Annotated in this window: 14 protein-coding genes; 6 read left to right on the top strand and 8 right to left on the bottom strand. The window is 39.8% G+C overall.

Annotation, left to right across the window (positions count from 1 at the left end; translation table 11 throughout):
* Genes VH441_RS07610 through VH441_RS07600 form a run of 3 tightly spaced genes read right to left on the bottom strand, consistent with a single transcriptional unit; the run spans position 1 to position 3360 of the window.
* Positions 1 to 804 (bottom strand): Na(+)-translocating NADH-quinone reductase subunit C, encoded by an 804-nt coding sequence (locus VH441_RS07610; protein WP_434353049.1) that lies wholly within the window; start codon positions 802 to 804, stop codon positions 1 to 3.
* Complete coding sequence (locus VH441_RS07605) at positions 785 to 2002, bottom strand: NADH:ubiquinone reductase (Na(+)-transporting) subunit B (RefSeq protein WP_434353048.1); 1218 nt, start codon at positions 2000 to 2002, stop codon at positions 785 to 787. The genes VH441_RS07610 and VH441_RS07605 overlap by 20 nt, the downstream gene beginning before the upstream one ends.
* 5 nt (positions 2003 to 2007) lie before the next feature.
* Positions 2008 to 3360, bottom strand: coding sequence for a Na(+)-translocating NADH-quinone reductase subunit A (locus tag VH441_RS07600; RefSeq protein WP_434353047.1), 1353 nt, complete (start codon positions 3358 to 3360; stop codon positions 2008 to 2010).
* A 319-nt stretch (positions 3361 to 3679) separates the two neighbouring features.
* On the opposite strand from VH441_RS07600, the gene hisA reads away from it, so the two are divergent.
* Positions 3680 to 4417, top strand: a complete 738-nt coding sequence (gene hisA / locus VH441_RS07595) for a 1-(5-phosphoribosyl)-5-[(5-phosphoribosylamino)methylideneamino]imidazole-4-carboxamide isomerase (protein WP_434353046.1) — start codon at positions 3680 to 3682, stop codon at positions 4415 to 4417.
* Between the two features lie 112 nt (positions 4418 to 4529).
* On the opposite strand, the gene VH441_RS07590 is transcribed toward hisA, so the two are convergent.
* On the bottom strand, positions 4530 to 5990 hold the full coding sequence (locus tag VH441_RS07590; RefSeq protein WP_434353045.1) for a mechanosensitive ion channel: 1461 nt from the start codon (positions 5988 to 5990) through the stop codon (positions 4530 to 4532).
* A gap of 464 nt (positions 5991 to 6454) precedes the next feature.
* Here VH441_RS07590 and VH441_RS07585 point away from each other — a divergent pair, with 464 nt between their 5' ends.
* Positions 6455 to 7168 carry an FKBP-type peptidyl-prolyl cis-trans isomerase gene (locus VH441_RS07585; protein ID WP_434353044.1) on the top strand — a complete coding sequence of 238 codons (714 nt, stop codon included), beginning with the start codon at positions 6455 to 6457 and terminating at the stop codon, positions 7166 to 7168.
* A gap of 88 nt (positions 7169 to 7256) precedes the next feature.
* On the opposite strand, the gene VH441_RS07580 is transcribed toward VH441_RS07585, so the two are convergent.
* From VH441_RS07580 to VH441_RS07570, 3 genes are read right to left on the bottom strand one after another with little or no spacing between them, the layout of a single operon-like run.
* On the bottom strand, positions 7257 to 7598 hold the full coding sequence (locus VH441_RS07580) for a rhodanese-like domain-containing protein (protein WP_434353043.1): 342 nt from the start codon (positions 7596 to 7598) through the stop codon (positions 7257 to 7259).
* A gap of 31 nt (positions 7599 to 7629) precedes the next feature.
* The gene (locus VH441_RS07575) at positions 7630 to 7938 is read right to left on the bottom strand and encodes a NifB/NifX family molybdenum-iron cluster-binding protein (RefSeq protein WP_434353042.1); all 309 of its coding nucleotides are present in this window, start codon (positions 7936 to 7938) and stop codon (positions 7630 to 7632) included.
* Between the two features lie 20 nt (positions 7939 to 7958).
* The gene (locus tag VH441_RS07570) at positions 7959 to 8930 is read right to left on the bottom strand and encodes an arsenic resistance protein (protein ID WP_434353041.1); all 972 of its coding nucleotides are present in this window, start codon (positions 8928 to 8930) and stop codon (positions 7959 to 7961) included.
* A gap of 208 nt (positions 8931 to 9138) precedes the next feature.
* Between VH441_RS07570 and cydD the strand changes: the two genes are divergently transcribed.
* From cydD to VH441_RS07555, 3 genes are read left to right on the top strand one after another with little or no spacing between them, the layout of a single operon-like run.
* Positions 9139 to 11007, top strand: a complete 1869-nt coding sequence (gene cydD, locus VH441_RS07565) for a thiol reductant ABC exporter subunit CydD (protein ID WP_434353040.1) — start codon at positions 9139 to 9141, stop codon at positions 11005 to 11007.
* A complete protein-coding gene (locus VH441_RS07560) occupies positions 11004 to 11576 on the top strand; it encodes a GNAT family N-acetyltransferase (protein ID WP_434353039.1) in 573 nt (190 codons plus the stop codon). Before cydD ends, VH441_RS07560 begins: the two co-directional genes overlap by 4 nt.
* Before the next feature lie 10 nt (positions 11577 to 11586).
* The gene (locus VH441_RS07555) at positions 11587 to 13353 is read left to right on the top strand and encodes an amino acid ABC transporter ATP-binding/permease protein (protein WP_434353038.1); all 1767 of its coding nucleotides are present in this window, start codon (positions 11587 to 11589) and stop codon (positions 13351 to 13353) included.
* Between the two features lie 196 nt (positions 13354 to 13549).
* Here VH441_RS07555 and VH441_RS07550 read toward each other — a convergent pair whose 3' ends face one another.
* Positions 13550 to 14548, bottom strand: coding sequence for an acyl-CoA thioesterase (locus tag VH441_RS07550; RefSeq protein WP_434353037.1), 999 nt, complete (start codon positions 14546 to 14548; stop codon positions 13550 to 13552).
* A gap of 149 nt (positions 14549 to 14697) precedes the next feature.
* Between VH441_RS07550 and plsB the strand changes: the two genes are divergently transcribed.
* Positions 14698 to 17358 (top strand): glycerol-3-phosphate 1-O-acyltransferase PlsB, encoded by a 2661-nt coding sequence (gene plsB / locus VH441_RS07545; protein WP_434353036.1) that lies wholly within the window; start codon positions 14698 to 14700, stop codon positions 17356 to 17358.
* Positions 17359 to 17378: the final 20 nt, after the last annotated feature.

Raw genomic sequence — 17378 nt, 5'->3', positions numbered from 1 at the left:
TTACACCTCCCCTGCTTCGCCAGCACGTAAGTTATCTAAGAACTTTTTATAGCCTGCATCAGATAACCAAAACTGAACAAAATTATTAACGCCTTTACTGGTTAAGGTTGCACCACTAATACCGTCTACTTGGTTTTCTTTAGCCAAGCCAGCTTTAGTAACTGCCGTTGCAACATTGCCAGACTCATCATAAGCCTGAATACCAGGGAACTGGTCACGGAACTTATCACTTTCAATCAAAGCACCTAAGCCCGGGGTTTCTTTATGCTCGTAGAAACTAATACCTTTAACCGTATTAATGTCACCTTCAAGTGTTAAGAAACCATAAATTTTACCCCAAAGTCCTGCACCATAAATTGGTAGTACAATTGATTCTGTTTTACCTTCGGCATCTTTTTTAACATAAACTTTAGCGTATTTTGGTAAACGACCAATGCCTGCTTTATCGGCATCACCAAGGTCATCACTCAAATTAGCATCTTTACCAGCAGCAGACATTTTATAACTAGCTGCATTAATGCCAAGTTCACTAAGTTTAGCTTCCTCTGCAAACGTACCTTCTTTTAGGTCAACTAGTTTTACGGTAAAGTCTTCAAACTTTTTAGCAACATCTTCATTTGTTTCGGTTGCTGGATCAAACTCGCCCGCTGCAACCATGATATTCTTATTAATATCTAATTCTGCATTAGCAAGCTGTTGTGGCTTTAAGCCAACCGCTACTGCCGACACTAACACTGAGCAAACCAAGCAAAGTGCTAATGCAACAATAACTGTGTTCATATTGTTACTTTTGGACTTGGACATGACTCATTCTCCTTGCGTTTTGACGCTTAATATTTGCCTGGGTAACAAAGTAATCAAACAATGGGGCAAAAAGGTTAGCGAATAGAATAGCCAGCATGATACCTTCAGGGAATGCAGGGTTAATTACACGAATCAACACTGTCATAAAGCCAATTAAAATACCATAAAACCAACGACCTTTATTGGTCTGAGCGGCTGATACTGGATCCGTTGCCATAAATACAACACCAAATGCAAAGCCACCTAAAACCATATGCCAGTAAAATGGCATGTTCATTAACTGGTTGGTTTCTGAACCAATCATGTTAAAGATTAACGAGGTTGCAACTAAGCCTACGACACTACCAGCAATAATGCGCCATGACGCAATGCGAGTAATCAATAGTCCAACGGCACCAATTAAAATGGCTAGAGTAGATACTTCGCCAATACTACCTTGCATAGTGCCTAAAAATGCTTGCATCCAAGTTACCGAAAACTCGCTCGGTATGGCACCAACAGCGGCTTCACCAAGTGGCGTTGCACCAGAAAAACCATCTGCTGCTGTCCAAATGCTATCGCCAGACATTTGTGCTGGGTATGAAAAGTACAAAAATGCACGACCAGCCAATGCAGGGTTAAGGAAGTTTTTACCTGTACCACCAAATACTTCTTTAGCAACCACAACACCAAAGGTGACACCTAAGGCAACTTGCCATAATGGAATATCAGGCGGTAAACTTAATGCGAATAGTACCGAAGTAACAAAGAAACCTTCGTTCACTTCATGTCCACGTACCACCGCAAAAATGATTTCCCACAAAATACCGACCGCAAAGGTCACAGCATAAATAGGTAAAAACTGCATGGCACCATAAACAAAACAAGCCAACAAACTATTGGCATCATATCCAACTAGGTTGGTAACAATTGTACGCCAGCCTGTTGCCTCAGTACCTAACTGAGCCATTGCTGTTAATGCTTGGTGACCCACATTCCACATGCCAAAAAACATGGCTGGGAACGTACACATCCACACAAGAATCATAATACGTTTTAAATCAATACCATCACGGACGTGTGCCGCACTGTGCGTTGTTGTACCTGGCTGACGTACGAAAGTGTCAAACATTTCGAATAGTGCGAAGTACTTCTCGTATTTACCGCCTTTTGAGAAGGCAGGTTCCATACGATCAAATATATTATTTAAAAATTTCATCGTCTTTACCCCTCCATCTCAATACGAGTTAGGTTATCACGCAAAATGTCGCCAAACTCATATTTACCTGGTGATACAAAGGTGCATAATGCTAAATCTTCTTCATCTAGCTCCATAGCCCCTAATTCAACCGCCTCTACAATATCTTCTACAATCAGCGCTTTTAATAATTGTGTTGGCAAGTAATCTTGTGGCATCACGTTTTCATAAGCGCCAATAGGTACCATCGCACGAGGAGAACCATTACTAGAGGTTGTAAAGTTAAACTTCTTACCACCAAATAAGCGCGAAATATAGACCGGCATGCTAGAAAAACGGTTTAAACCTAATCTAAAGAAGTGGAACATTGGGCGTTCATAACCTTCTGACAACACACTGATTTGATTATGGAAACGACCCAAATAAGCAACATTGTCTGCTGCTTGTCGACCCGATAGAATAGAACCAGAAATCACACGGTTTTCGCCAGCTTTTAGCTGTCCATTAGTCGCTTCAGTTAAATCTGCGCCACGCTCTGTGATAACCAGTTGTGGGTTATTAACGGCTGGACCTGCTAAGCTAATTAAACGTGTGGTATATAAGCGACCCGTTGTAAACAACTTACCAATCGCCACAACATCTTGATAACCGATTGTCCAAACGGTTACATGGCGGCTAACTGGGTGTAAAAAGTGGATATGGGTACCAGCATTGCCTGCTGGGTGCTTACCAGAAAACGCATGATATTCCGTTGAATTATCTGCTGCCGTACTTTCAACCTTTGTCAGGTTTGCATTGCCTTCATGGCAAACATACGTTTTTGGTGTTAGTGTAGAGATAACAGCCAAACCATCATTAAACGCCTGTTGCTCTGGCGCAATCATAGACATGGGATCAACTGCTAGCGGATTGGTATCTGTTGCGGTAACAAATATTGCCGCAGGACGAGAACCAAGCTCAGGTGTGCGGCTAAATGGGCGAGTACGGAAGGCGGTCCATTCACCAGCTTTATTAAGCTGATCTTCAACCGTTTGCGCATCTAAGTTTGCTAGCTGACTGCTATCATATTGATTGAATACAACCTCTTGACCGTTGTTATCAACTTCGATGACAAGGCTTTCGAATACTCGACGCTCACCACGGTTAATAGCAACAACTTTACCAGCAGCAGGGGCAGTATAAACAACACCTGCACGCTTTTTGTCTTCATAGACAGGTTGTCCCTTTGCGACGACGTCGCCGACTTGAACTTTCATGGTTGGCTTCATGCCCACATAATCGTAACCGACTAATGCAACACGGCTTGGTGTTTGCTCAGTAACTTCGTTACTTGGCTCACCAGCGATAGGCAGATCCAACCCTTTCTTGATGTTAATCATAAGCACATACTTACTTTATCAAACAAATGAAAAGATACGCCAAACGCACTATCGCAATTGCTACGTTTTACCAAATTTTGGCAAGCAAAACATGATAAAAAAGAACAATTAACTAAAAGTTTATTAACCGGCTCTTGCAATGGTAAACTAAACCCTCAATTAAGAATGTATGAAACAGTGGCGACTGGCTACCAGAATCGTAAATACAATTTAGCCCAACATTATACGGCAAAACTCCTAAAATTTGTAGGGTTTGTTGCGCGTTTCTACCATTTATGTAAGTTATGATAAACAATAGTCCATATATTGAGGAAATATTATGCAATCTAGTCCGGTTATTATCCCAGCTATCGATTTAAAAGATGGCAAATGCGTTCGTCTCAAGCAGGGCCGTATGGAAGACGATACCGTTTTTTCAAATGATCCTGTCGCCATGGCGAGCCGCTGGGTTAAAGAAGGTGCACGCAGATTACACCTTGTTGATCTAAATGGTGCTTTTGACGGTATCCCTGTACATAAGTCTGTTGTTACTGATATTGCTAAAGAACACCCGACATTGCCAATCCAGTTAGGTGGCGGTATCCGCAACCTTAAAACGATAGAACACTATTTAGAAGCTGGGCTAACTTATATTATTATTGGTACAAAAGCTGTTGAAGAACCCGAGTTTGTTGAACAAGCCTGTAAAGAGTTTGAAGGCAATATCATTGTAGGAATTGATGCCAAAGATGGCATGGTAGCAACTCATGGCTGGGCAAATGTAACCGATACTAAAGCCACTGAGCTTGCAAAACGTTTTGCTGACGCTGGTGTGTCATCTATTGTTTATACCGACATAGCAAGAGACGGGATGATGCAGGGCGTGAATGTTGAACAAACCATCAACCTTGCTAAAGAAGGTGGCATACCCGTGATTGCTTCTGGCGGTGTCACTGATATGAAAGATATCAAACTATTAAAACCTTATGGAGAATATTTAGAAGGTATTATTACCGGTCGAGCCATCTATGAAGGCACACTAGATTTAGGCTCTGCACAGGCATTACTTGACAAATAAGCTTAAAACAACACCAAAAGCTGAGCATTTGCTCAGCTTTTTTATTAGCACCATATAAAAAGGGTAGCCTTACGACTACCCTTTTAGATTACGTTGAATAACTCAATACAAATTACTTATCGTTATCCATTTTATCTTGTAGGTTACGAAGATAGCGAGCTGCTGCCTCTTGACCACCAAGACCAAACGATAAAGCAAATGCCACTGCAACCGCACCAAGTGTTAAACCAAATGCTAAGTTTACAATTGAGTCTGCAATACCCATTGCTTTAAGACCCATCGCAATTACCAAGCCCATGATAAGGACACGAACTGTGTTTGCTAAGAAGGTTGAGCCTTGTTCAGAGTTACTAACAAAACCAGCAACCAAGTTAGCCAACCAAAAGCCGATAACCATGATGATTGCACCAAGGATAACATCTGCACCAAAGTTAATGAACATAGTAACCATTTCACTAATCTGATCAAAGCCTAGCAAATCAGCAGCCAAAATCACACCAAACAGCATAGCAAAGAATACAATCGCATTACCAATCAAATCAGTTAACTGGCAGCTACATTCATCGTCAGAAATGATACCAAGTTTAGAAGGCAAGCTATTAACTTCTGTATTTACCAATAAACCTTTCACTAGGTCTGCAATTAGTTTACTAATGAAGTAGAACGCTGTTAACACAACAACTGCCATCAAGATATTAGGGATTGCACCCATCATTTTATCAATCATGTTGGTAGCTGGGCGCGCAATAACGTCAACTTTAAGCGTGTTTAGTGCCATGACCAACGCAGTTAGTACAACCACTAAGAATACAGCAGAACCCGCTAAGTTTGGTAGGCTTGTTTTTTCACTCACACCCGCTTTAGAAACAAGCGACTGTACGTTTGTTGCCGCTACTAAGTTAGTAGTGATGCCACGTAAAATTTTAGCAGCAATATAACCAACAAAGAAGGTGAACGCAGCTAATAAAGCATTTGGTAAGAAACCAGTAATCTTAGCAATCATGCCATTTAACGGCTCAAGTAGGCTGGTCATACCAAGTTGGTTTAGTACCAAAGTAAGTACCAATAAAAGGATAAACCAATAGATAACATCAGCAATGGTGTTGCTCATTGGCTGTACGCCCGCTTGTGCTGTAAGCTTCTCATCCATTGTTGTTTTTGATAACGCCACCGTAATTAGGTTACGGATAACCGTTGCAATAACCCAACCAATTAAGCCAATTGCCGCTGCACCAATAATGCTTGGTACAAATGACAACACTTGGTTAATCATGTTTGCAAATGGCGCAGAGATTGATTGTAAGTTTAGTTGCTCTAGAGCCGTTGCAATGGCAAGCATAAAGGCAAACCAAAATACAATCTTGGCAACAATGCCTTCAATATCGTATTGCTGATTTGTCGCAGAGTTCATACGCTGGTTAACATTAACACTACCAAGCATTTTACGTACAACTGCTGCCAAAATTAAGGCAATAATCCAACCAATGACAAAAAACAAAATTGCACCAATGACCGAGCCTGCTGGGCCATTTAAATTCTGATTGAACCATGCAAATATATTATTCATATTCATGGAATCCTCCAATTAAATTCACATTTAAATTAAATAGCAGCTAACCTATACTTACCAGTATGACTGCCCTATTTTTATTCCATCATTTAATAATGATTAGTTTTATTAAAACTATTACTTTAACTGTAACCCAAAACATCCAGTTAATAAAGTTAGAAACCTTAACTTAAAGCAATATAAATGTATAAATATGTAATTATATTAACATAAATTTACACATTTACTACATTGTATGCTAAGACGTTAAAAATACCAAAAGATGGCTATGTTTTGCTATGTCATCTTACTTATCTTAAAGGCGATATTTAAATATTAAACAGTTAAAAGTATCCTTTTTTAATATAGACCCTTGAAGCAAAATGATTAATCACCACTTAAAGATGATAATCAAATTTTAAAATATTAATATGACATATTGACTATAACTTATATTAACCACCTATTTTTTATAAAGAGAGAAGACTATGATTTTAAAAAAATCAATTTTAGCAATGACATTGGCTACAAGCGTTTTTGCTGTATCAGGTTGTGAAGCAATAACAGGCAAAAAGATTACAGAAAGCAGCGCAGACAATGAAAAGGTTAGCTACAGCATTGGCTATATGATGGCTGAAGGCAATAAAGAAACCATTACGGATTTAGATTTAAAAACCTTTGAAGTTGGCTTTAAAGATGGCTATGAAGGCACAGAATCTGCTTTAACCAAAGAGCAAATGCAAGAAGTATTAACCAAATGGGAAGCCGACAAGCAAAAACAAATGGTTGAAGAACTGCAAACCATGGCAAGCGACAATAAAGAAGCGGGTGCAAAATTTTTAGCAGAAAACAAAAGTAAAGACGGCATAAAAACAACGGCTTCTGGTTTACAATATAAAGTGGTGACTGAAGGCTCAGGTGGTAAACCTAGCAAAACAGATATTGTGAAGGTAGATTATGAAGGCAAATTGCTAGATGGCACTGTGTTTGATAGCTCATACAAACGTGGCAAGCCGGTTGAGTTCCCGCTTAATCAAGTTATCCCAGGTTGGACAGAAGGGGTTCAGTTAATGACAAAAGGCTCAAAGTATGAGTTTTATATTCCATCTGACTTAGCATATGGCGAAAACGGTGCACCAGGTATCCAGCCAAATAGCACCCTTATTTTTACTGTAGAATTAATTGACTTTAAAGCACAGTAAGCACACAAATCTAAACGCCAAACCATCGTTTGGCGTTTTTATATCATTATTTTTACAACATTAATTGTTTAACCCGCGTCATGTTTGCTTAGCAACTCACAATTGGTTTGCTCAGCTTTTTTGCAACATGATAAATACCCCCACCATTGACCACCTGTTTGTATCCCATCTTAATTAATAACTTTTTTGCTCTAACTGCACGCCCACCCGAAGCACAATAAACAACAATCGGCGTATCTAACTTACATTGCTGCACCAGCTCCGTTTGCTTAGCCTGTAATTCACCAACAGGGATACATATAGAATTTTCAACAATACCTTTTGCAAACTCTTTATGATTGCGTACATCTAGCAAAACCGCATTTTCTGGCAAGGGTTCACGTGCTAGCATTGCTGAAATACCATTTTTTATGACAGATACCAACCCCATTTTTTATTTCCTTAATCGTTTAAAAACTGTATTATTCTTGCTGACAAAAGTTTTGTATAAACACATCAACTTCTACCATTTCAGTCAGCTGTACCGCTACGTCAAACGCCTGCATTCTATTTTTTAACCCATCACCCATACCAGATGATACAAATAAATCCATTGGCATGAGCTGTTCTAATACCGCACCAGATTGACTAAAGCTGTCTTCTTTTGCAACTTCAATCAACTGCTGAGTAACAACCTGATTGTTTGTTATCTCATATCGCCAAAACTTTCGGCATTTACCCGCATGGGCGGTAATGTGCTTTTTATTTTGTGATGTCAGTACAATAATCATATACCATCCTTTTTTTGTCATTAATGCGGTTTATATACCCCAAACACGTTATCGGTATATTTCACATACCAAGCGGCTGCCTGTACTTGGATGATATACGCCAAAGCAATGATAATCGCTATTTGGGCACCTTCTTCTCCAAATGCTGTCATTGCAATTGCAAGTGCAATAGACAAATTTCTCATCACTGTGCCATAAACCAAGGCAATCGCATCACCACGGTCAAAAAACAACTTACCAAGCAACGTACTAATAGCAAAGTTGATTAAATACAACAAGATTAAAGGTATCAAATATTGAATCAATGACGTGGGATCTGCCAAAATAGATTTTGCATTTAGTGCCATTGCGACAAAAACAATACCCAATACCCCTAAAGTTGAGATTGGCGGAAACTTTTTTGCCAGATTTTTTTGATAGTATTCAAGTCCATGGCGGCTTACAAGCCATTTTTTGGTTATAAAACCAAGCAACATTGGCACAAACACCACAAAAACAATCGATTTAAAAACTTTACCCATCGGGATACTGATACTTTGCCCCAAAATCACATTGGCATAAATTGGTGTTAATAATGAACCAACAATCAGCCCAATCACTGTCATTTTAATTGCTGCCGATAAATTACCTTTTGCAAAACCCGTCCAAGAAATGGTCATGCCACTTGTCGGGACTAATGACGCAAGTAACAAACCAAGCGCAGCATAAGGCATATCCTTTAAAAATAGCCAATTTAACACAACCGCTATCATTGGTATTAAAACAAAGTTAATGCCGAGCGCACTTAACTGTAGTTTAAAGCCGTTTATTTTATATAGCTCCTGAAACTTTAGGTTTACCATCATGGGGTATACCATCAACAAAGTTAACGGAACAATTAAGTTTTTTAAAACCGAAGCATCTACCATTGCCCCTGTAATAACCCCCAAAATCATAAGTATAGGGATTGCTGTTGTTAAGTTTTTTTGAATTTTTGCTAATAAACCCCACATGATAAACACCTTCAAATTATATTTTTTAACATTATATAAAAAAATTAACTATAATGTTGTAAAATTTATGTGGTTGTTTAACTAAAATCACTTTATCAATGATTTAGTATGACGCGTTTTTAGCAATCATGCTAAAATTGACAGACTTTAGTAATAAATTTATTTATTAAGTTCATTTTAATTTCAGTCTTGTAATCATCACCACTTTATGGCAAAGCTTTCTAACAACGAAAAACAATTTTTAAATAGCCTAATCAGGCCAGTACAGCCTAAACTACGCATTGCGTGGATATTAATGGTGATTTCTACGCTTGTCTTTGTTTTTCAGGCTTGGATCTTGGCGCACATCTTTAGTCAATGGTTAAACCAACAGTTTACAGGGCAACCATTAGATATTAATGTACTGTGGCAATGGATTGGCTGGCTACTTGCCTGTTTTATCCTCCGCCCATTATTGCAATATGTGCGAGAGCTGATTAGTAGTAAAGCAAGTTTGTCAGTACGAGCCGATCTGCGCAAACGTTTAATGACAGCGTTAGCAACCTTAGGCGCAGCACGTAGCCAATTTGGTAGTGATGGTAGTATTTCTAGCCAAGTGATTGAACAAACTGATGCACTTGATGGCTTTATTAGCCGCTTTAGCGTACAAAAAAAAGTCGCAGCCAGTACCCCGATTATATTGTTGTTAGCGGTTGCCTCACAAAGCTTACTTGCCGCGGGCATTTTGTTGGTCACCGCACCTTTTGTTCCTATCTTTATGATTTTAATCGGCAACATGACTGCTAGAAAAAGCGCCGAACAATTTTTAGCACTTTCACAGCTAAGTGGTCGTTTTTTAGATTGGGTGCGTGGCATGACAACACTAAAAAGGATGCAAGCCACTCACATTGCCGAAGACGACCTAGACCATGCAAGTGAGCAGTACCGCCGCCGTACAATGGATGTACTAAAAATTGCCTTTTTAAATGGTGCTGTCCTTGAATTTTTAGCAGCACTCTGCATTGCTTTAGTCGCTGTTTATTTAGGCTTTGGTTTAATGGGCATTTTACCTTGGGATAAAGGCCATGTGCCTGTACAATATTTTGGGGCATTATTTATATTACTATTAACCCCCGAGTTTTATTTGCCATTACGACAACTTGGTGCCGATTACCATGCCCAATCGCAGGCTGAAGGCGCTGTACAAAGTTTATTGCCCTTGCTAAAAAAAGCAGATGAGCTGGCACAAACACAGCAACATAACCAAACACAAAACCAATCTATCGACTACCAACTAGCACCAACTATTGCGCTAACTGACTTAGCTATTTACAGCACTGTTTTGCCAGAGACAAATTTACCTGAGCCTGAAAACTTAGCAAATGAAGACGCAAAAAAATCAAACAAAAAAATCAAACGAAAAAACAAAAAAACTAACGTAAAAACAAACCCTAAACCCATTATCCGCACACGTTTAGCACCCATTAGTTTTGCTATCAAATCAGGTGAACGCATTGCCTTGGTTGGTGAAAGTGGCAGCGGAAAATCTAGCCTTATTCAAGCCTTAATGGGTTTTGCAAATTACGAAGGTCTCATTACTATTAACGATGTTGACCATCAACAAATAGACATACAAAACTTTAGGCAGCATATTGGTTACTTGGCGCAACAAGTTGCCCTATTACCCATGAGCATTGCTGACAACCTTCGCCTTGCTAACCCTGCTGCAAGCGATGATGAGCTGATTGAAGTACTTAAAGCCGTTGATTTATATGAGTTAATTGAACGCCTACCCAATGGCATTAACACCCAACTTGGCGAGCGTGGGCGTGGATTATCTGGTGGTCAGCAACAGCGTTTGGGGCTAGCGCAGTTGCTATTAAGAGATAGTCAGTTATGGCTATTAGATGAACCAACCGAACACCTAGACCCAGATACTGCCGAACGTATCCATGCCTTGCTTAACAAAGTTAGTGAAGGCAAAACCGTTATTTGGATTACCCATGCAGTCGAACAACTTAATTGGTTAGACAGAGTTATCCAAATAGAAGATAACCAAAAGACGCACGATAATGTCAAAAAGGAGACATTATCATGATCGCGCCCGTCGTCTTACAAAATACTCATATTAGATTAGAACCATTAACCACAGCCCATGCCGATGCTTTAGCTGAGCTGGTTACTGATGGTAGCCTCTGGGAGCTTATTGTAACCTCTGCTCCAAAACCAGAGGATAGCCTAAGCTATATCAACACTGCACTAAATACCAACGACAGATTGGCTTTTGCAGTTATTGATAAAACCACAAATAAGCTGATTGGCTCTACCAGTTATCATGATATTTTGCCAAAACCAAAAAGGTTAGAAATTGGTTATACATTTTATGGTCAGTCTTATTGGCGTAGCCATGTCAACACCACCTGCAAATTACTGCTTTTGACTCATGCATTTGAAACTTTAGGCTGGCAAACGGTTGGGTGGCGAACCGATAACTTAAATATACGCTCGCAAAAAGCAATAGAAAGACTTGGGGCAACAAAAGACGGTACAATCCGTGGTCATACCCTAAGGCGTGATGGCACGATACGAGATACGGTTATGTATAGCATGACAAAAGAAGAATGGGTAAATGCCAAAACCAAATTAGTACAAAAACTAGCAAGGTAAAAACAACGCAATGACCAACCAAAACAAAAATCGACTAGAAAGTAAGCAATACGAAACGTTTAGATTAAGAGACCTCATTAAACCGTCTTTTGATTTATGGGTTATTGCATGGCTATTAGGGTTAGTTACTGTGTTTTCTGTTGTTGGCTTGCTAATGGTTTCTGGTTGGTTTTTAACCGCAACCGCTTTAGCAGGGCTGGTTGCACTTGGCTCACATACCTTTAACTATATGATGCCAGCTGCCATTATCCGTATGTTGGCAATGGCACGAACTGCTGGGCGTTATGGCGAGCTCATGGTCTCACACAATGCTATTTTTAGCCTATTAAAAGAGTTACGCTTAAAGTTTTTCCGCACACTTGCTGGTAAACCGCTAAATAGCCAGCACCAAACACTGCAATCCTCGCAACAAATGCACCGATTAGTGAGTGATATTAGCACGCTTGATGGGTTCCCTCTTTGGGTGGTTTCGCCCTGGTTTATGGCTATCGTCTTAACCTTAACACTCACCGGATTTATGCTATTTGCATTACCCACGTTATCAGTTGTATGGAAGTTGATTATTGTTGCACTCATGATTATTGCACTTGCCATACCTGCCATCATGGCAAAACGTGGTATTAGCCATGCTAAACAAGTTGCACACACAACCGAGCAACGTCGTCAAAGTTTGCTAGCCCCGCTTACAATTATTACTCAATTGCTTCTTTGGAAACAGTGGCGCAATCAAACACAAGACTTTATCAAACATGATGACCACATACATGCCCTAGATTGGCAAGCACAAAAGAGTCGTAGCCGCACTATGCTGCTGATGCAATGGTCATATTATCTGTTAATGGTTGTCATTTTATTGAGTGTTGCCTTATTTTATAAGCAAATTGCACCAAGTTTTACAGATTATATTGCACAAAATAGCCTGCTGCCTATTAGCGTACCTATGTTATTGGCAGTGATTTTAGGGTTGTTTGGTATTCAAGAGATTGTTATCCCGTTAGGGCAAAACTACTTGGCATTGGGTGATTCTATTGCATCAAAACAACGCCTAAACGAACTGCTGGATGAGCAGCATCTTGCCACCAGCACAACCCACGACTCGGTTAAAAACGCCATTGCGTTGCCAGAGCAAAATTTAATTGCAACGTTAAAACAAGTTAATGCAAAAATGCCAACCGCCATCGTAGGCGCAACCAATGTCAATGCAAGCATCCATTCAGGTACACCTTTAATTGTAACGGGCGCTTCTGGCTGTGGTAAATCTACGTTATTGCAAACTCTGTCTAATGAACTTGACCCTCAATCTGGTGAGATTTTACTAAACGGTCATCCATGGCAAAGTTACAACTGGGCAGACCAACTTGGCTATTTGGGGCAACAACTAGATATTTTTGATCAAACTTTAGCAAATAATTTAAGACTCGGTAACCCTAAGGCCAGCGATGATGCGCTAATGGATGTGCTAGAAAAAGTAGGACTTGCCAGCTGGGTTAAATCTCAGCCACAAGGTTTGCAAACTCGTTTGGGTGAATACGGAACCGCTGTTTCTGGTGGGCAAGCTCGCCGTATTGCATTGGCAAGGTTGTTATTAAAACCACGTAAAGTATTACTGCTTGATGAACCCTTTGCTGGGTTAGATGCTACTACTCGCACACACGTTTGGCAGGCGGTGCGTGAACATCAAAAAGATGGCTTACTGGTAGTGGTTAGCCATCATCATGAATGGGCAGGTATAGGTAACGTTGATAGATTGGATTTAGGGTCTGGGAGCTTGGACTAAACTAATGAAAGTCAGCGAGTTAAGTTAGGCAAGCAAAACCAAAAAACCATACTTAAAAAGCCGATAGAGCAAAACAAAGCTAAAAAAGATACTTCGATACATTCATATTTACTCACCTAAGTAAGGTAGCAATGTTTAAAATTACCCAATGTTTGAGGCTATCGTTTGAGATAGCCAACATTGGATTGTATGCGCGTTATTTCATCCGCAAACGCATTAACCCTTCTTGTTGTACAGTCGCAACTAAATTACCGTCTTGCCAAAATTGCCCGTGGTTTAAGCCTTTTGCCTGAGCGGTGTTATCGCTCCACATGTCATAAAGCAGCCAATCATCTAAATCAAAACTGCGATGAAAATGCATACTGTGGTCAATACTTGCCGCCTGCAAACCTTTCGTCATAAAACTGATACCGTGCGACATAAGCCCTGTACCCACTAAATAAAAATCAGAAGAAAACGCCAACAAGGCTTGCTGAGCAGCTACCGATTGCTGACCAAGTTCTTTTAAATCCTTAATACGCAACCAGTTGGCTTGTTTTGGGGTCATTGACTCTGGGTGTATGGGATCGCGTGGCTTTACTGGTTTAATTTCTACATGGCGCTGACGCATAAATCTGGCTTTTAATGCTTCAGGTATTTTACCAACTACCTGATCTTTTAGCTCTTGCTCGGTCAACAAATCTTCAGGAGGTGGGTAAACTGGCATTTGTGGTTGATAGTCTAGTCCATCTTCGTACGGAGCAAATGAGCCAATCATCGAGAAGATAACCTGTTCGGTTAGCTCATCCGTTTCATCTTCTTGATATTGTATTGCAGTCACTCTTCTGGCAGAAAGGCTACGTCCATCACGCAAGCTTTGTACTTGATATAACACAGGTTGGTTTATATCCCCCCCACGCAAAAAATAACCATGGAAAGAGTGACAAGGTTTTTGCACCCCTTCTCCATCTTCTACTGTTTGGGCGGCTGCCATTAAAGCTTGGGCAAGCACTTGCCCACCAAAAATTCGTTGTCCAACATAGTCATGACTTTGCCCTTCAAACACCCTAAATTGGGTATGAAAAGGATGTGTTGGTTGCGCTAGTTTATCCGATACCTGCTCAGTGACTTCTGTTAGAGTAATTGTATCAATGAGTTGTTTAGCCAGTTCATTGGCTTGTGTTTCCATATTGTCATTTTTTGGAAAACCTGACATAAATAAACCCCTTAATTACCATAGTACTATCTTTACAATAACAAATTATACAATACTACTCAATTATCATATTTAAAGAGAACAAGTGTATCACTTTTTGCGATTTTGTGGCATTATACCGCTTATAATTATCAACAAATATTTATGGTATGCTAAAAAAAATATTCTCTGCCAAAGGTTCATCCAAAGCAAAAACGCCTAAACATAACAAAGCAACAGAAAATAACGATAACATAGCAACACACTTGTATCGCAAACTTTCTGGTAGCGCGTTAGACGTTGCTGTCAAACCTCAACTGGTTGGAGAAGTACCCAAACTAGATACCACTGAAAACACACTAACTTTTTATGTGCTCAAAGAGTATTCTCGCTCAAACAGTGTGTTGATTGATGTACAAACAAAAGAACATAAATTACCACCTTCTTTGGTAAAAGTAAGTGACAAGGCTCATGGCATTTATGAAAATGCTGCCATTATTTTTTTAAAACACCCTTCATCAAAACAAACAGGGGCTGTTTCTCCTCGTTTACAGCGTTTAGTATCGGCTTGCCAGCAACACCCAGCCTTAAAAATACAACTTGTACCAGTTACGATTATTTGGGGTAGATCACCCGAGAAAGAAGACTCTTTATTTAAATTGTTAGTTGCTGATAACTGGCAAGAGCCAAGTTTTAGTAAGCAACTGTTTAATATTGGAGTGATGGGTCGTGATACATTTGTTGAGTTTCACAAACCCATTGATTTAGGCACACTATTGGGTGACTTACAGCCTAAAAAAAACACAAATCAAGCAAGCCCTAACCATGCATTAATCACTGCCCAAGAAGCAAATAAAAACATCACACGCAGTGTACAACAATATTTAAATGGGTTTTTAGACAAACAACGTGCCAGTGTGCTTGGTCCTGATTTATCCGACAGACGTAACGTCGTTGATAAGCTATTATACTCTCCCGCCATTAAAACAGCGATAGAACAAGAAAGTGAGTCCTCAGGCAAAAATAAAGCGCAAGTTAAACAAGTTGCCCGTGGCTATTTAAATGAGATAGCAACAGACTACTCATACCCAGTAGTTCGGTTTTTTGATACCTTTTTAACCTGGTTATGGACGCAGCTTTATGACGGTGTTGAAGTACAGCACTTTGAGCGTGTACGTGAATTAGCAGCAGATCACGAGATTATTTATGTGCCTTGCCATCGCAGCCATATCGATTACTTACTCTTATCTTTTATCATTTACAAACGTGGATTACGCATCCCTTATGTTGCTGCTGGAGATAACCTTAACATCCCTGTTTTAGGTAAAATTTTACGCAGTGGCGGTGCCTTTTTTATGCGTCGTAGCTTTAAAGGCAATGCACTTTACAGCACCGTATTTAAAGAATATGTACACAGCATAGTAGAGCGCAACAACCCAATTGAATATTTTATTGAAGGTGGCCGTTCTCGCTCGGGTCGCCTATTGCCAGCAAAACTTGGCATGATTTCTATGACTGTACAAAGCCACTTGCGCCGTGCTGGTAAACCGGTTGTGTTTATCCCAACCTACATCGGGTATGAGCGCATTATGGAAGGGGGTTCTTACATTGGTGAGCTTAAAGGTCAACCAAAAGAGTCCGAATCTTTAGTTGGGTTGCTAAAAACAGCAAGGAAGATAGAACGCATTTTTGGTACAGTACATCTTAGTTTTGGTACACCGCTTTATTTATCTGACTTTATGCAAAAGTTTGATGTTGAGCCAAACAGCTTACCACGTAATACAACAGAGTTTGAGCTAAGCCAAAACACAAGCGATATGATTTCCAACTTGGGTGTTAAAATCCTACAGCATATCAACAAAGCAGCCGTAATTAACCCAATCTCCCTATTATCACTTGTGTTGCTGGCAACACCAAAAGCAGCTTTAGATGAAGAAAGCTGCCAAAACCAAATTGCTTTATACCAGCGTCTTGCCAAAAAATTACCCTATGATGCCGACACCACAGTCACTGACATGTCTCCGCACGATATTATTGACTACGGTATTAAGCTAAAACTGGTAGAGCGTCGTCAGCATATTTTAGGCGATATGATTCAGGTAGCTAATAACCAAGCACCATTATTAAGTTACTTCCGTAATAATATTTTGCATGTGTATATTTTGTCGTCATTTTTAGCAGCTTTAGTAGAGCGCAACGGACGCATTAGCCGTGAGCGTATTGATACGATTTTTGAGCTGCTATATCCATTTTTACAAACAGAATTGTTTTTAAAATATACCCAACGCGACATCCGCCAAACTGTTAACCAAAAGCTAGAAAACCTGATTGATCAAGGTATCATTATTAGCAGAGAAGATAACAGTGTTGGTGCGCCAGATGCTTCTAGTCGTGAATACCAACAATTAAAAGTGTTGGCAACCCCTGTTGAGCAAAGCCTAGAACGCTACTTTATGAGTTTGGCATTGCTTGCACAACAAGGCTCTGGTAACTTAACATCAGAACAGGTTGTCGACTTGTGCCACTTGTTAGGTCAGCGTTTGTCAGTACTTTATGCAGATGATATTCCAGACTCATTTGACCGTGCATTATTTACTGGCTTTATTGATGCATTAATACGTTTAGACTATCTACAAAAAGATGAAGAAACCGGTTTGCTAAGTTTTGACCATCGCATTAATGATATTGCTCACCATGCACGCTATATTTTACGACCAAAAATGATGCAATTACTACAAAACATTGCAGACCTTGGCGATGAAGATATTGAAAAAGCAATTAATGAGCTTAATGCTAAAAAAGCCAGAAGATTTAGTAGAAAGAAAAAGTAGCTAAAAACCATTAACCCCCA

Source organism: Psychrobacter sp. HD31 (assembly GCF_051097895.1).
GTDB lineage: Bacteria > Pseudomonadota > Gammaproteobacteria > Pseudomonadales > Moraxellaceae > Psychrobacter.
This window is presented reverse-complemented; position numbering and strand designations above follow the sequence as displayed.

Bases quoted from the DNA above. Each gene is read 5' to 3' on its own strand.
- VH441_RS07570 (WP_434353041.1), bottom strand. From the start codon at position 8,930: ATGTGGGGTTTATTAGCAAAAATTCAAAAAAACTTAACAACAGCAATC.
- VH441_RS07555 (WP_434353038.1), top strand. From the start codon at position 11,587: ATGACCAACCAAAACAAAAATCGACTAGAAAGTAAGCAATACGAAACG.
- VH441_RS07600 (WP_434353047.1), bottom strand. From the start codon at position 3,360: ATGATTAACATCAAGAAAGGGTTGGATCTGCCTATCGCTGGTGAGCCA.
- VH441_RS07585 (WP_434353044.1), top strand. From the start codon at position 6,455: ATGATTTTAAAAAAATCAATTTTAGCAATGACATTGGCTACAAGCGTT.
- VH441_RS07575 (WP_434353042.1), bottom strand. From the start codon at position 7,938: ATGATTATTGTACTGACATCACAAAATAAAAAGCACATTACCGCCCAT.
- cydD (WP_434353040.1), top strand. From the start codon at position 9,139: ATGGCAAAGCTTTCTAACAACGAAAAACAATTTTTAAATAGCCTAATC.
- VH441_RS07610 (WP_434353049.1), bottom strand. From the start codon at position 804: ATGTCCAAGTCCAAAAGTAACAATATGAACACAGTTATTGTTGCATTA.
- VH441_RS07560 (WP_434353039.1), top strand. From the start codon at position 11,004: ATGATCGCGCCCGTCGTCTTACAAAATACTCATATTAGATTAGAACCA.
- VH441_RS07605 (WP_434353048.1), bottom strand. From the start codon at position 2,002: ATGAAATTTTTAAATAATATATTTGATCGTATGGAACCTGCCTTCTCA.
- VH441_RS07580 (WP_434353043.1), bottom strand. From the start codon at position 7,598: ATGGGGTTGGTATCTGTCATAAAAAATGGTATTTCAGCAATGCTAGCA.
- plsB (WP_434353036.1), top strand. From the start codon at position 14,698: ATGCTAAAAAAAATATTCTCTGCCAAAGGTTCATCCAAAGCAAAAACG.
- VH441_RS07590 (WP_434353045.1), bottom strand. From the start codon at position 5,990: ATGAATATGAATAATATATTTGCATGGTTCAATCAGAATTTAAATGGC.
- VH441_RS07550 (WP_434353037.1), bottom strand. From the start codon at position 14,548: ATGTCAGGTTTTCCAAAAAATGACAATATGGAAACACAAGCCAATGAA.
- hisA (WP_434353046.1), top strand. From the start codon at position 3,680: ATGCAATCTAGTCCGGTTATTATCCCAGCTATCGATTTAAAAGATGGC.